Source organism: Massilia eurypsychrophila, from assembly GCF_002760655.1.
Lineage (GTDB): Bacteria > Pseudomonadota > Gammaproteobacteria > Burkholderiales > Burkholderiaceae_D > JAFCUW01.
In genome coordinates this window covers 501,753-516,147 of the sequence record NZ_PDOC01000002.1, presented here as the reverse complement: position 1 = coordinate 516,147, position 14,395 = coordinate 501,753, and the positions used below count along the sequence as shown (strand labels likewise).

Sequence of the window (14,395 nt, the reverse complement as noted above, 5' to 3'; positions counted from 1 at the left end):
TAAACTGGAAAACCTAGTGTCACTAATATCAGCTGGCAGAACTATTCGTACGGACACGACGATTGATCCTTCGTCCTTGCGTCTTCTTGCTCGAGTTTTTACTCGACCTGTGTTCGCAGCCATGGCTAGGACCGGTGAGCCGAATTCAGCCATAGGTATGTTGAAAAAAGATGTTCTTGCGCGGGCGGCGCGCGAGCGCAATCAAACTTTGGCTGAAATGTTCGAACTTGCCTGGGAAAGCTTGTCCGATTCTTACCGTAATGAATACGTGTACAAGAACGAGTTAGCGACCCGGCTTATTTTTAAGCGCCACAGTCCTAGAACGGCGGGATTTCAGGTCGAGCTGGGTGTTGGACGTTCTATCGTCGATGTTGCCGTTGCCAATGGCACGAGCACAGCCTACGAAATAAAAACGGAGTTTGATAGCGCGCGTCGCCTTGCTAGTCAAACTTCAGACTATTTAAACGTGTTTGATAAAGTTTATGTCGTCACACATCCATCCCACGTGGCGCGATACGAAAAAGAGTTGGATTCACGCGTTGGCCTTATAGTTTTGGCAAGCAGACGCCACTGACTCCGTATAGAGAAGCTCGGCCGAATGCACAGAACGTAGATCCGGGCGTCATATTTAGGTGTTTAAGGCGATCGGAATATCTGCCCGCTGTTCAAGAGATATTCGGAAAAATGCCGGATCTACCCAACGGGCATATTTCGACATACTGCGAACATCTATTTAAGACGGTATCGCCCCTTTTAGCGCATACAATTTTTGTAAACGCATTGAGAAGGCGATCAACTGACCAGAATACGGTAGACTTCGTTTCTCAACTGCCATCTTCCTTGCGAGCACTAGGTTACGCTACTCCTTTGTCTGGTCGACAGCGTGCTACGGTCTTGGCGCTTCTGTCGCAGCCGCTTAGCCAACCCTGAAATTGCTCTTAAACGGCAGGCTAATGGCGATAATCGCCGCCACCGTGATCGGAGCAGTTTATGTACTTTCCTTACGTTTATGGCCGCCAGTCAGAACTACTTGCCTTGCGAAGTTCCAGCAGTAGTTGCTTGGAAGCCGGGGCCGTCGTCCCCATCGTGGAGCCTATCGTTCAAAAACCTAGCGGTTTTGTCAAATGCATGGAGACGCTTGGTAAGAATGGACAACAAATGATAGTAGTTATAAATCCCTGCCAAGGTGAATTACAAGGCGGGGCTGGTTCGGAATGGATGAAGCAGGTTGATGCGGCGATCGCTGCCTATCCGACTGTGATCCCAGGTTTTCAATGCCGGCCCGGGGTCGCGATGGGGCACATCCAGGCTTTTCTGACGAGGTACGGTGACCGCAATATTGCGCTTCTCTATGCAAACAGCGGTTTAAACGATGCGGATATGCAAATTCTGTCTTCAGCTCCAAACGTAAAGTTTCATGTCGTACTTCAAGGAAAGATCACAGGGGCTCAGCTAGGCGCCTTGCCTACCTCGAAAATCGTGCACATCGTAGATCAATTCAACAAGAAAATCCGGAATGCCGACTACGCAGGCCGCGAACACTTCACCGACAGTCACAAGACGTTCTCGCAGTTCGGGACGGGGTTCGGCGACTACACTATCACCGGAAGCGAAGTGCAGTTGGGTGGCGGGCCGCCAGGCGCCGTTGCAATCCATGTGACATACAAGAATTCGTCGAATGGAGATATTTGGATCGAACATTTCGTATCCGACGAGGTCGATGTATTGGCGGGAAGCCCTGAAAGCAAATTCTTAGAGGCCGTCGCTAAGTTAGCTGCCGAGCATAGTGGACGTGAACAAGAGTTTGGAAAAAACAAGGCACTGGCGGCGTATTTCGATGACCACCTAATTGGTCACTTTCCGGGATTAGGGAAGAACAAGGAGCGGCAAATTTTGCACCACATTGCTCGCATGAACGATTTGTTAGTAACGGGTGCTTGAGGCTGTGACAATAAAACTTTTGCGCCAGCACCGCAGAAAAAGCTGCATTGGCTGGCTCTAGCGCCAGTCAACTTTCCATGGCATTGTCGCCTGTCATGCCAGCGGCTGGAACGACTCGGCCTGCGCGATCGGCCAGTACAGGCCGAACACCGGCGGCAGGCGCCGCAGCTGATCCGGGTCGAGCAGTTCGCCCGCCGTCAGGTAGGGCAGCAGCGCCGACGCCAGCTTGACCTGGTTGGGCGAGACGCGCCGCACGATGTGGTGGGGTTTCAGCTGCGACGGGTGGGTCAGGCCGGCCGCGGCGATCAGTTCGGACAGCGCCTTCATCGTGTTCTGGTGGAAGTGGGCCACGCGCGCGGTCTTGTCCGGCACGTCGAGCGCCTTCTGGCGCTGCGCGTCCTGGGTCGCCACGCCGGTAGGGCAGCGGTCGGTGTGGCAGGTCTGCGACTGCACGCAGCCGAGGGCGAACATGAAGCCGCGCGCCGAGTTGCACCAGTCGGCGCCCAGCGCGATGGTGCGGGCGACGTCGAACGCGGTGACGATTTTTCCGGACGCGCCGATCTTGATGCGCTCGCGCAGGCCGGCGCCGACCAGCGTGTTATGCACCAGCAGCAGCGCCTCCTGCAGCGGCGTGCCGACGTGGTCCGAGAACTCCACGGGCGCGGCGCCCGTGCCGCCTTCGCCGCCGTCGACGACGATGAAGTCGGGCGTGATGCCGGTTGCCAGCATCGCCTTGACGATGGCGAAGAACTCCCACGGATGGCCGATCGCCAGCTTGAAGCCGGTCGGCTTGCCGCCCGACAGAACGCGCAGCCGCTCGACGAAATTGAGCAGGCCGACCGGCGTCGAAAACGCCGAGTGGCTGGACGGCGACAGGCAGTCGCGTCCCGGCGGCACGCCGCGCGCTGCGGCGATTTCGATCGTCACCTTGGCGCCAGGCAGAATGCCGCCTTGTCCCGGCTTGGCGCCCTGCGACAGCTTCACTTCGATCATCTTCACTTGCGCGTTGGCCGCGTTGGCGACGAAGCGCTCTTCCGAAAAGCTGCCGTCGTCGTTGCGGCAGCCGAAGTAGCCGGAACCGATCTCCCATACCAGGTCGCCGCCGTTGACGCGGTGGTACTGGCTGATGCTGCCTTCGCCGGTGTCGTGCATGAAGCCGCCGATCTTGGCGCCGGCGTTGAGCGCCAGGATAGCGTTGGCCGACAGCGAACCGAAGCTCATCGCCGAGATGTTGAAGACGCTGGCCTGATAAGGCTGCGCGCGCGGGCAGTCCGGATGGTTGCCGATCTCGATGCGGAAGTTGTGGCCGGCGATGTCGGCCGGCCGGATCGAATGATTGATCCACTCGTAGCCGGCCTGGTACAGGTCGAGCTGGGTGCCGAACGGGCGCTTGTCGGTTTCCACCTTGGCGCGCTGGTAGACGATGCTGCGCTGGTTGCGCGAGAACGGCCTGGCGTCGGTATCGTCTTCGAGGAAGTACTGGCGGATCTCCGGCCGGATCGATTCGAAGAAGTAGCGGAAGTGCGCCAGGATCGGATAATTGCGGCGCAGCGCCTGGCGCGTTTGCAGCAGGTCGACGATGCCCACCAAGGTCAGCGCGCCGCTCGGCACCGCCAGCCACCAGCTGTGCCCCGCGTGCAGCGCGGCGATCGCCAGCGACAGGACGAACACGAAGGCGGCGCTCAGCAAAGCGAGGTAGCGGGCAGGGAAGGACGGCATGCGCATACTCCTGGGATCAAGGCGCAACGAGTGTACTCCGTTTCCAGCACGGCCATACCGGCCGCGCCAACTGCGGCCAACAATGCTAAGCTTGCGCCCATTCCCCATGGCGAAAGCACACGATGATCGTAGTCCACCACCTCAACAATTCGCGCTCGCAGCGCATCCTCTGGTTGCTCGAGGAGCTCGGGCTCGAATACGAGATCAGGAAGTACCAGCGCGATCCGAAGACGATGCTGGCGCCGCCCGAACTGCGCGCCATTCATCCGCTCGGCAAGTCGCCCGTGATCACCGACGGCGACTCCACCGTGGCCGAATCTGGCGCCATCATCGAGTACCTGCTCGAGCGCTACGGCAACGGGCGCCTCATCCCCGCCGCCGGCACGCCCGACAAGCTGCGCTTCACCTACTTCCTGCATTACGCCGAAGGCTCGGCGATGTCGCCGCTGCTGATGAAGCTGGTGTTCGACCGCGTCGAATCGAGTCCGATGCCGTTCTTCGTCAAGCCGATCGCGCGCGGCATCGCGCAGAAGGTCAAGGGTACCTACATCATGCCGCAGATCGCCCAGCACCTGGCCTACCTTGAAGCCGAACTGGCCAAGGCGAAGTGGTTCGCCGGCGACGTCTTCACCGCCGCCGACGTGCAGCTCAGCTTTATGCTGGAAGCGGCCGCCTCGCGCGGCGGCCTCGGCGAAAAACATCCGAAGCTGATGGCTTTCCTCGACCGCATCCACGCGCGCCCCGCCTACGTGCGCGCGCTCGAGCGCGGCGGGAAGTACGATTTCGTCAAATAGGAACGGCCAGATGGGCAAGCTGCTCGCCATCGACGGACTCAATATCGTGCGGCGCGTGTACGAAGCGTCTCCAGAGCCCGATTCGGCCGACAAGGCTGCGGTCGCGCTGCGCCACGCGCTGTCGTCGTTTCGCAAGCTGCTCGCCGCGCACGAACCGAGCCACGTGCTGGCGGCGTTCGATTTCGGCGGACCGACCTGGCGCCATGAACTGTATCCGCGCTACCGCGAGCAGCGCGCGCCGATGCCGTCGTTCCTGCGCGAGGCGCTGCCCGGTTTTCACGCCAGCCTGGCCGGCGAAGGCCTGCATGTGCTGATGCTGCCCGGCGTCGAGGCCGACGACGTCATCGGCACCGGCGTGATGCGCTGGCTGTCGGAAGGGCGCGGCGAAGCGATCATCGCCTCCACCGACAAGGACCTGCACGGCCTGATCGCGCACGGCGCGCTGGTATGGGACCATTTCAAGGGCGAGTGGCACGACGACGCCTGGGTGCGCAACAAGTTCGGCGTCGCGCCGGAACTGCTGGTCGACCTGCTGGCGCTGATGGGCGACGTCACCGACGGCGTGCCAGGCGTCTCGAAGGTCGGCATGAAGACCGCCGCCAAGCTGCTCAACGCGTACGGCGACGTCGACGCGGTGATGGCCGGCGCCGGCATCCTGAAGACGCCGATCGGCGAGAGGCTGCGCGCCGAGCGTGAGATACTGGCGCTGTCGCGCAAGCTGGTGCAACTCAAGATCGACGTGCCGCTCGGCGTGACGTGGAAGATGCTGGCGTATGAATCGTTCTAGCGACGACCCGAAGCCGCAGCCGCCGGTGCGCCCGCACAGCGACGAGTGCTGCCGCAGCGGCTGCGTGCCGTGCATATTTGACCTGTACGAAGAAGAGCTGGCGCTGTACCAGGTGTCACTGAAACGCTGGCAGGCGCGCCAGGACGCAAAAGGTAAATCCGAATGAACACTGATACCGCGGGAGGCTGCCCATGCTGAAAGCCGTCATCGTCGACACCAGCGCGCTGTCGCGCGACCTGCTCAACAGCGTGCTCACCGACGGCGGCTACGGCGTGGTCGGGCAGACCCACACCAGCAGCCAGGGCTACGCGCTGGCGCTCAAGTTCCGGCCGCAGCTGATCTGCATCGCCCGCGAGCAGATGGAGGACGGCGAGCAGATCGTCGAACAGATCCGCGCCAACCTGCCCAAGACCATCATCTTCATGCTGTCCGGCGCGCTCGACGCGCCCACCTTGCAGGCGGCGCTGGCGCGCGGCGTGCACGGCTTCATCGTCAAGCCGTTCAAGGCAGACGCGGTGCTCAAGACGATCCGCAGCACCGTGCTGGCGATGATCAGGAAGCAGCAGGGTTAGGCGGGCCGGGGTCGTGCCTGTCCGCGCCTGCTATAATTTAGCTGATCTTCAAGGACTTCTCGTGCGTCTACTCATCTGCTTACTGCTGCTTGTATGCCTGCCATTGCAAAGCTTTGCTATGCAATTTGGCTCGCCATACACGAGCGCAATGGAGTTCAGCGTCGCCCACGAGTCAGCGCACGAAGACGGCACCGAGCATCATCACGATGCCGACGGGTCGGTGCACTACGACCATTCCGACGAGTCGGCCCGGCATATCCACGACCACTCGTCGTCGCCGCAGCTGGCGTTCCTGACAGCACCGTTGGCCGCGCTCGCGCCGCAACCGGCCAGCCGCGCGACCGAGGACGCCGTCGCCCGCTTTATCCCTGATCCCTTCCTCGACAGTCCCCTGCGTCCCCCTGCCCACGCCCTCGGTTAAGCTGCCGAGGGAGTACTGCACTCACCATTGAATTGATCGGCGCGCGACGTTTTGCCGCGCCGGTGCGCTCGCCCTCGGTGATCCTGTTCGTCACCTGATGGAGTAACCATGCGCGCATTTCGCCTGCACCTGTTGTTTACCGTGGCCGTTCTCGTCTTGCCGGGGGCGGCCGCCGCGGCGCCCGAAGGCGCCACCCTGGCCAGCGCCGTCGACAGCGCCTGGCTGCGCTCTGTCCCCGCGCGCACGCTCGAAGCGCGCCAGGGCGAAGTCGAGGCGGCCGGCGCCACGGCCCGCTCCTGGATTGCCGCGTCGCCCACGCTGGGGCTGGCGCAGCGCTCGGACCGCTGGACCGATCAGCGCGACCAGCGCGAATCGGAAGTGTCGCTGTCGGCGTCAGTCTGGCTGCCCGGCCAGCGGGCGGCGCGCGAGACGCTGGCCGTGCGCAGCACCGAGGAACTGGCCGCGCAGCTTCGCCAGGCCAGGCTGGCCGTCGCCGGCGAAGTGCGCCAACGCGCATGGGAAACGGCCGCCGCCGAGGAGGTCCTGATCGAAAAGCGCGACCACCTGCAGCACCTGCAAGAGCTGGCCGAGGAAGTGCAGCGCCGCGTCAAGGCCGGCGACCTGGCGCGCAGCGACGGCCTGCTGGCGCAACAGGAAGCGCTCGGCGCGCGCATCGACATGACGCAGGCGGCGACCAAGGCGAGCGAAGCGCTGGCCCGCTTTCGCGTGCTGACCGGCCTGCGCGAGCTGCCGCGGCTCGAACCGGAGACAATTGCGGAGGTGGCTGAGCCGTTCAATGCGCGCCTGGGCGCGGCGCGCGCGTCCGAACGTCGGGCGGAGGCCGCACTGCGGGTTGCCGAGGCCACCCGCAGTGCGCCGCCGACCATCGGTCTGTCGTACCGCCATGAGCAGAAGGGTGCCCTGCCGGCGCCCGAGCGCAGCGTCGGCGTCGCCCTGCAGATCCCGCTCGGCAGCGCGGCGCGCAACCGCCCCGTCGAGGCGCTGGCGCAGACCCAGATCGCCACCGCCGCGGCCGAGGCAGCGCAGGCGCAGGCCGGCATCGACGCCGACGTCGCCCACGCGCTGGAACAGCTGTCGAACGTGCGCGAGGGACTCGAAGCGGCCGTCGCGCGCGCCGCGGCGCTGCGCGAACACGCCGCCCTGATCGACAAGGCGTTCCGCGTCGGCGAGCGCGGCCTGGCCGAAATGCTGCGTGCCCGCATCCTGTCGCACGAAGCCGGCATGACGGTGCGCCAGCAGCGTGTCGCGCTTGGCCTGGCGCACGCCCAACTCAATCAAGTCCGAGGAATCCTGCCATGAAACTGCTGTCCCTGATGTTGGTCGCCATGCTGGCGATCGCGCCCGTCCATGCTTCGCCCGGCGCCCACGGGCCGAACGGCGAGCACCTCGACGGCCCGGCCGCCGCGGCGAACGGCGGCGCCGCGCCGCGCGTTGAAACGTTTACCGAGGCGTTCGAACTGGTCGGCCAGCTGTCGGGCGGCGAACTGTCGGTGCTGATCGACCGCTACGAGACCAACGAGCCAGTGCTCAAAGGCCAGCTCGAGGTGCAGTACAAGAACCTGAAGGCCAAAGCGACCTTCCATCCCGACATGGGCGATTACGCCTTCGACGACGCCCGGCTGCTCAAGGCGCTGTCGGCTCCCGGCAAGCACGCGCTGCTGTTTACGCTGGTCGCCGGCGAAGAGAGCGATCTGCTGGAAGGCACGCTCGTTGTGGCCGCCCCGGCGCCGCACGACGATCACGGCGCCCCTGCCTGGGCCTGGTGGCTCGGCGGCGCGCTGCTGGCAACCCTACTGCTGACGGCCGTGATTTTCCGCGCCCGCGCGCAACGCAAGGATCAATGACATGAACAAGCCTACCAATTACCTCGCGGCCTGCCTGCTGGCCGCCGTCACCGTCGCCGCGATCGCCTCGCCCGGCGCGCATGGCCCCAACGGCGAACACCTCGACGCCCAGGCATCCGGCAGCGCCGGCGCGCTGGCGCGGCTGCCCGACGGCAGCGTCAATGTACCCAAGCTGGCGCAGCGCCGCATGGCGATCCGCACGCTGATGGCGCAGCAGGGCGAATACCCGCACACGGTCGAATTGAATGGCCGCGCCGGCATGGATCCGAATTCCGGCGGCCGCGTGCAGGCGCCTTTTTCGGGCAGCATCGAGCCCGGCCCGAATGGCCTGCCGGTGGCCGGCCAGCAGGTGCGCAAGGGCCAGGTGCTGGCGCGCCTGCGTCCTGTGGCCAGTGCGATTGAACGGGGCAACCAGGCCGCCCAACTGGCTGAACTGAACGCGAATCGCGGCTTGCTCGAACGGCGGGTGCGCCGCCTCGAGTCGCTCGAAGGCGTGGTGCCGGCCAAGGAAGTCGATGCGGCCAGGGCGGAGCTGGCCGGCACCATCGGCCGCCAGCGCGCGGTCGCCGCGTCGATTGGCGGCGCCGAGCCGATCGTCGCGCCGGCCACCGGCGTCATCGCCAGCGCGAGTGTGCGCAACGGCCAGATCGTCGAATCGCGCGACGTGTTGTTCGAGATCGTCGATCCGCGCCGGCTGCTGGTCGAGGCGACATCGACCGACGTGACCCTGGCAGGCCGCATCGGCAGCGCGAGCCTGGTGCAGGCGCCGGACGTGGCGCTGACCTTGCTGGGCGGGGCCATCGCCTTGCGCGACGGCGCCTTGCCGCTGAACTTTCGCGCCACCGGCAAGGACCTCGCGCTGGCGGTCGGCCAGCCGGTCACCGTCCTCGTCAAGCTCAACACCACGGTGAAGGGCATCGCCCTGCCGGCCGAAGCACTGGCCCGCAACCCGGCCAATGAGACGGTAGTCTGGATCAAGTCCGGCGCCCAGCGCTTCATCGCCCTGCCGGTGGAGGCGAGCGCGCTCGATGGTCGCACAGTGGTGGTGACGAAAGGGCTGACCGCCGACAACCGGGTGGTCGTCTCCGGCGCCGCGCTGATCAACCAGATCAGGTAGGCGGCCCATGTTCAACTACATCGTTCGCTTCAGCCTGAGGAACCGCCTGCTGGTGCTGGCCGCCGCACTGCTGTTGATGCTGTACGGCGCCTTCACCGCCTGGCACACGCCGGTCGACGTCTTCCCCGACCTGAACAAGCCGGTGGTGACGGTGCTCACCGAGGCCGGCGGCATGGCCCCGGAAGAGGTCGAGCAGCTCGTCTCGTTCCCGATCGAGACCACGCTCAATGGCATGCCGGGCGTGACGCGCGTGCGGTCGGTATCGGGCGTCGGCCTGTCGATCGTCTACGCCGAGTTTGACTGGGGCACCGACCCGTACCGCAACCGCCAGCTGGTCGCCGAACGGATCGCGCTGGTCAAGGAACAACTGCCGGGCAAGATCGCGCCGATGATGGGGCCGGTGTCGTCGATCATGGGCGAAGTCATGCTCATCGCGCTGCCGATCGACGTCACCGCGACCGACCCGATGAAGGCGCGCGAGTACGCCGACTTCGTGCTGCGACCGCGCCTGCTGTCGATCGCCGGCGTGTCGCAGGTGGTGCCGATCGGCGGCGAGGTGCGCCAGCTGCGGGTCGAACCCGATACGGCGCGCATGGCGCAGTTTGGCGTCACGCTCGAGCAGGTCAGCGCGTCGCTGCGCGGCTTCGCCGCCAATACCAGCGGCGGCTTCATTGACCTCAACAGCCGCGAATACCTGATCCGCAACCTCGGCCGCACCAACCGGCTCGACGACCTGAAGGGCCTAGCGGTCGCTTACCGCAACGGCGCGCCGGTGCTGCTCGAACAGGTCGCCGGCGTGCGCTACGCGCCGGCCTTCAAGCGCGGCGACGCCGGCATGAACGGCAAACCGGCCGTCATCGTCAGCGTGCAAAAGCAGCCCGCCGCCGACACCGTGCGCCTGACGCGCGACATCGAAACGGCGCTCGCTGAACTCAAGCCCGGGCTGCCGGCCGGGCTGGCCGCGCCGGTGGTGCTGTTCCGGCAGGCTAACTTCATCGAAGCGTCGATCGGCAACGTCGTCGAAGCCTTGCGCGATGGCGCGCTGATGGTCGCGGTGGTGCTGTTTGCTTTCCTCCTCAGCGTGCGCACGACGCTCATTTCGCTGGTCGCCATTCCGCTGTCGCTGGCGCTTACCGCGCTGGTGTTCCACCTGCTCGGCCAGTCGATCAACGTGATGACGCTCGGCGGCCTGGCGATCGCCATCGGCGAACTGGTCGACGACGCCGTCGTCGACGTCGAGAACATCCTGCGGCGCCTGAAGCAGCGCTCGGAAACCGGCATGTCGGTGATCGAAGTGATCTGGCACGCGTCGGTCGAGGTCCGATCCGGCATCGTCTACGCGACCATCATCGTCGTGCTGGTGTTCGTGCCGCTGTTTGCGCTGCCCGGCATCGAAGGCCGGCTGTTCGCCCCGCTGGGGATCGCCTACATCGCCTCTATCCTGGCGTCGATGCTGGTATCGATGACGGTCACGCCGGTGCTGGCCTACTACCTGCTGCCGCGCATGAAGCGGCTGCACCGGGGCGACACGCCGCTGATCCGGCGCCTGAAGGCGTGGGACAGCGTCGCCTTGCAATGGTCGTTTGCGCGCGTGCGGCCGATCCTGGCTGCGGCGCTGATCGTGGTGCTGGCCGCCGCGGCGTCGGTGCCGTTCTTCCCGCGCGCCTTCCTGCCGGCCTTTAACGAGGGCTCGTTGGTGATGGGGATGACCTTCACGCCCGGCACCTCGCTGGCCGAAGCGAACCGTATGGGCGCGCTCGCCGAAACGCTGATCGGCCAGGTGCCGGAGGTGACCCGTGTCGGGCGCCGCACCGGCCGCGCCGAGCTGGACGAACACGCCGAAGGCGTCCACTCGTCCGAACTCGATGTCGACCTGAAGCCGTCGCAACGCAGCCGCGAGGAGATCATGGCGAGCATCCGCGCGCAGCTGGCCGCGATCCCGGCGTCGGTGGCGATCGGCCAGCCGATTTCGCACCGGCTCGACCATCTGCTCTCCGGCGTGCGCGCGCAGGTGGCGCTGAAGATCTACGGCGACGATATCGACACCTTGCGCGCGCTGGCCGACGGCCTGCGCGAGCGCCTGTCGAGCGTTGAAGGCCTGGTCGACCTGTCGGTTGAACGCCAGGTGCTGATCCCGCAGATCAAGGTGCGCATCGACTATCGCAAGGCGGCCCAGCATGGCCTGGCTCCCGGCCAGGTCCTGAGCGCGCTCGAGTCGCTGGCCGAAGGCACCCGCGTGACCCAGATCATCGACGGCGCGCGCCGCTTCGACCTGGTGGTGCGCCTGGCCGACGCGCGCCGCTCGCCGCAGGACCTGGCGCGCGTGATGATCGACAGCCCGGCCGGCCCGGTCCCGCTGTCGTCGATCGCGACGGTCGAGGAGGGCGACGGCCCGAACCAGATCGGCCGCGAGAACGGCCGCCGCCGCATCGTGGTGTACGCCAATACCGACGGCTCGAATATGTCGCGCATCATCGGCGACGTGCGCAAGAACGTGGCGGCGACTGCGCTGCCGGGCGGTTACTTCATCAGCGTCGAGGGCCAGTTCCAGGCTCAGGAGCAGGCGCAGTTACTGATGGTCGGGCTGGCGCTTGGTTCGCTGACCTTGGTCTTCCTGGTGCTGTATTCACGCTACCGCTCGTCCACGCTGGCGCTCGTCATCATGGGGAACATACCGTTCGCGCTGGTCGGCAGTGTGATCGCGATGTGGATCGCCGGCGTCGCGCTGTCGGTGGCGTCGATGGTCGGCTTCATCACGCTGGCCGGCATTGCCACCCGCAATGGCATCCTGAAGGTCAGCCACTACGTCAACCTGTGCAAGTTCGAAGGCGAGACGTTCGGCTGGCCGATGATCGTGCGCGGCTCGCTCGAACGCCTGACGCCGGTGGTGATGACGGCGCTGGTGGCGGCGTGCGCGCTGCTGCCGCTGCTGCTGGCGGCGGACACTCCCGGCAAGGAGATCCTGCACCCGGTGGCGGTCGTCATTTTCGGTGGCTTGATCAGTTCGACGATCCTCGACTCGCTGCTGACGCCATTGATCTTTTTCCTGGTCGGCCGCCGGCCACTGGAAGCGCTGGTGGCGTCGTCGGACACCGACGCTTATTAACAATCATCCGGGCCTAGCGGCGGCGCCCGATTTCGAGCCGCCCCATTTTGGAGAACAGCATGAAGAAAGCAATTGGACTGACAACGTTGGCATTCAGCCTGGCCCTTGCCGGCGGCGCGCAGGCGCATGGCAGCAAAGCGAAACACGGCGGCATTGTGCAAAGCGCGGGGGACCTGTCGTTTGAACTGGTCAGCAAGGATGGCGTCGCCACCATTTACGTCGACGATCATGGCAAGGATTTGCCGACCGCCGGCATGAGCGGCTCGCTGACGGTGCTGCAGGGCGCCAGCAAATCGGTGCTGCCGCTCGCAGCATCCGGCAGCAATACGCTGGTCGCCAAGGGCGTCAGTTTGGCACGCGGCAACAAGGCCGTCGCGGCGGTCACGTTCGCCAACAAGGACGTGGTCAGCGTGCGTTTTTCGGTGAAGTAAATGCAGCAAGGGGTTCTTTACGCGCTGATGGCAGCCATCTTGTTCGGCGCCAGCGCGCCGTTTGCAAAAAACCTCCTCGGCGCAACGCCGCCGATCATGCTGGCCGCGCTGCTTTATCTTGGCAGCGGGATCGGCCTGATCGCGTGGTACGGCGCCCGCGCGCTTGCCGGCAAATCGGCGGGTGCCCGCGCGGATCGCCTGACGGCGCGCGATTGGCCCTGGCTGATGGGCGCGACCCTTTTCGGCGGCATTATGGGACCGATCATGCTGATGGCGGGATTGGCCAGCACCGCGGCGTCGACCGCTTCGCTGCTGCTTAACACAGAGGGCGTGTTCACCGCCGCACTGGCGTGGTTCGTCTTCAAGGAGAATTTCGATCGCCGCATATTCATCGGCATGCTGCTCATTGTCGCCGGCAGCGTCGTGCTGAACTGGCCGAGCGGGCCGCTGGGCGGCGTACCGTGGTCAGGCCTGGCTATCCTGGGCGCCTGCCTGTGCTGGGGCATCGACAACAACCTGACGCGCAAGATTTCGGCCAGCGATGCGGTGCAGATTGCCGCCGTCAAGGGACTGGTCGCCGGCAGCGTCAACCTGGTGCTGGCGTTCACACTGGGCCAGGCGCTGCCGCCGGTCGCCACCACGCTGGTCGCCGCCTTGCTGGGCTTTTGCAGCTATGGGCTGTCGCTGGTGCTGTTTGTGCTCGCTTTGCGCCATCTCGGCACGGCGCGCACCGGTGCGTATTTCGCGGTCGGGCCGTTCATCGGCGTGGCGCTGTCGCTGGTGCTGCTTGGCGAAACGCCTGGCGCGGCGTTTTGGCTGGCTGCTGTTCTGATGGCGGCCGGTATCTGGCTGCACCTGACCGAGCGTCATGAGCACGCCCACACGCACGAGCCAATGGAGCACGGGCATGCGCATCGCCACGACCGGCATCACCAGCACGAGCATGAAGACGGGTGGGACGGCGCCGAGCCGCATACCCACGCGCATGCGCACACTGAACTGAGGCACGGGCACGCGCATACGCCGGATATCCATCACCGACATGGTCACTGACCCGGCGCGGTGACCGGCGCTACCGCCTCGCCAAATCAGGCGGCCTGATTCCGGCGGCGGTGCAGGAAGCCAAGCACGCCAATGGCCGCAAACGCCAGCGGCAGTGTACCCGGCTCCGGTACATCGACCGCATCGATCGAGGTGACGGAGCCACCGTTCACCCGGCGAAACGGGCTGCAGTTATAGCATTCGTAGGTGCTGGCGATATTGATGAGGTTCGTTCCACCGGCATCCGTGAACGGATCCAGGAAGGAAAAGTTGAAAGCGCGACGGCCGTTGGTCGTGATGATCGTGAAATTGTTCGGGCCGGCCCCGCCGCCGAAGTACAGGCCGCTATTCGTTTGGTCCCAGTTAAACGACGTCAACGTTCCCTGGGAGGTGGCGATGCTGTAACCGGACGACTTGTGGGTCGCCGCGTCGAATACAAAGCTGCCGGTGGCAGAGGTGCCGTCGGTGAAAGTTACGTTTCGCAAGGCGTAGTTGATTGGCGCAGCCTGCGCGGGAAGCATCGCGCTCAAGAGTACGACGGCGGCAACGACGGATGCTGACAGGAATTTCTTGTTCATTATATTTTTCCAGGTGAGTTGTA

At 64.9% G+C, this 14,395-nt stretch carries 15 protein-coding genes; 13 read left to right on the top strand and 2 right to left on the bottom strand.

Annotated elements, in window-relative coordinates:
• The first annotated feature begins 157 nt into the window (after nucleotides 1-157).
• A complete protein-coding gene (locus CR105_RS28805; protein WP_229413633.1) occupies nucleotides 158-574 on the top strand; it encodes a sce7726 family protein in 417 nt (138 codons plus the stop codon).
• 416 nt (nucleotides 575-990) lie between these two features.
• The gene (locus CR105_RS05260; protein WP_099787363.1) at nucleotides 991-1,941 is read left to right on the top strand and encodes a sce7725 family protein; all 951 of its coding nucleotides are present in this window, start codon (nucleotides 991-993) and stop codon (nucleotides 1,939-1,941) included.
• Between the two features lie 93 nt (nucleotides 1,942-2,034).
• Here CR105_RS05260 and CR105_RS05255 read toward each other — a convergent pair whose 3' ends face one another.
• Entirely contained in the window at nucleotides 2,035-3,660 is a 1,626-nt protein-coding gene (locus CR105_RS05255) for an FMN-binding glutamate synthase family protein (protein WP_099787464.1), read from the bottom strand.
• Nucleotides 3,661-3,782: 122 nt separating this feature from the next.
• Between CR105_RS05255 and CR105_RS05250 the strand changes: the two genes are divergently transcribed.
• From CR105_RS05250 to CR105_RS05200, 11 genes are all read left to right on the top strand, one after another.
• Entirely contained in the window at nucleotides 3,783-4,454 is a 672-nt protein-coding gene (locus tag CR105_RS05250; RefSeq protein ID WP_099787362.1) for a glutathione S-transferase, read from the top strand.
• A 10-nt stretch (nucleotides 4,455-4,464) separates the two neighbouring features.
• Nucleotides 4,465-5,241 carry a 5'-3' exonuclease gene (locus CR105_RS05245; RefSeq protein ID WP_099787361.1) on the top strand — a complete coding sequence of 259 codons (777 nt, stop codon included), beginning with the start codon at nucleotides 4,465-4,467 and terminating at the stop codon, nucleotides 5,239-5,241.
• Nucleotides 5,228-5,407 (top strand): oxidoreductase-like domain-containing protein, encoded by a 180-nt coding sequence (locus tag CR105_RS05240; protein WP_099787360.1) that lies wholly within the window; start codon nucleotides 5,228-5,230, stop codon nucleotides 5,405-5,407. Before CR105_RS05245 ends, CR105_RS05240 begins: the two co-directional genes overlap by 14 nt.
• 25 nt (nucleotides 5,408-5,432) lie before the next feature.
• Nucleotides 5,433-5,813 carry a response regulator gene (locus CR105_RS05235; protein WP_099787359.1) on the top strand — a complete coding sequence of 127 codons (381 nt, stop codon included), beginning with the start codon at nucleotides 5,433-5,435 and terminating at the stop codon, nucleotides 5,811-5,813.
• 148 nt (nucleotides 5,814-5,961) lie between these two features.
• Nucleotides 5,962-6,234 carry a hypothetical protein gene (locus CR105_RS05230; protein WP_131021592.1) on the top strand — a complete coding sequence of 91 codons (273 nt, stop codon included), beginning with the start codon at nucleotides 5,962-5,964 and terminating at the stop codon, nucleotides 6,232-6,234.
• A gap of 108 nt (nucleotides 6,235-6,342) precedes the next feature.
• Nucleotides 6,343-7,554, top strand: coding sequence for a TolC family protein (locus tag CR105_RS05225; protein WP_099787357.1), 1,212 nt, complete (start codon nucleotides 6,343-6,345; stop codon nucleotides 7,552-7,554).
• Complete coding sequence (locus tag CR105_RS05220; protein ID WP_099787356.1) at nucleotides 7,551-8,099, top strand: hypothetical protein; 549 nt, start codon at nucleotides 7,551-7,553, stop codon at nucleotides 8,097-8,099. The genes CR105_RS05225 and CR105_RS05220 overlap by 4 nt, the downstream gene beginning before the upstream one ends.
• 1 nt (nucleotide 8,100) lies before the next feature.
• A complete protein-coding gene (locus CR105_RS05215; RefSeq protein ID WP_099787355.1) occupies nucleotides 8,101-9,216 on the top strand; it encodes an efflux RND transporter periplasmic adaptor subunit in 1,116 nt (371 codons plus the stop codon).
• A 7-nt stretch (nucleotides 9,217-9,223) separates the two neighbouring features.
• The gene (locus tag CR105_RS05210) at nucleotides 9,224-12,322 is read left to right on the top strand and encodes an efflux RND transporter permease subunit (RefSeq protein ID WP_099787354.1); all 3,099 of its coding nucleotides are present in this window, start codon (nucleotides 9,224-9,226) and stop codon (nucleotides 12,320-12,322) included.
• 59 nt (nucleotides 12,323-12,381) lie between these two features.
• On the top strand, nucleotides 12,382-12,753 hold the full coding sequence (locus CR105_RS05205; RefSeq protein WP_099787353.1) for a hypothetical protein: 372 nt from the start codon (nucleotides 12,382-12,384) through the stop codon (nucleotides 12,751-12,753).
• Nucleotides 12,754-13,806, top strand: coding sequence for a DMT family transporter (locus tag CR105_RS05200; RefSeq protein WP_099787352.1), 1,053 nt, complete (start codon nucleotides 12,754-12,756; stop codon nucleotides 13,804-13,806).
• Between the two features lie 35 nt (nucleotides 13,807-13,841).
• Here CR105_RS05200 and CR105_RS05195 read toward each other — a convergent pair whose 3' ends face one another.
• Complete coding sequence (locus CR105_RS05195; RefSeq protein WP_099787351.1) at nucleotides 13,842-14,372, bottom strand: PEP-CTERM sorting domain-containing protein; 531 nt, start codon at nucleotides 14,370-14,372, stop codon at nucleotides 13,842-13,844.
• Nucleotides 14,373-14,395: the final 23 nt, after the last annotated feature.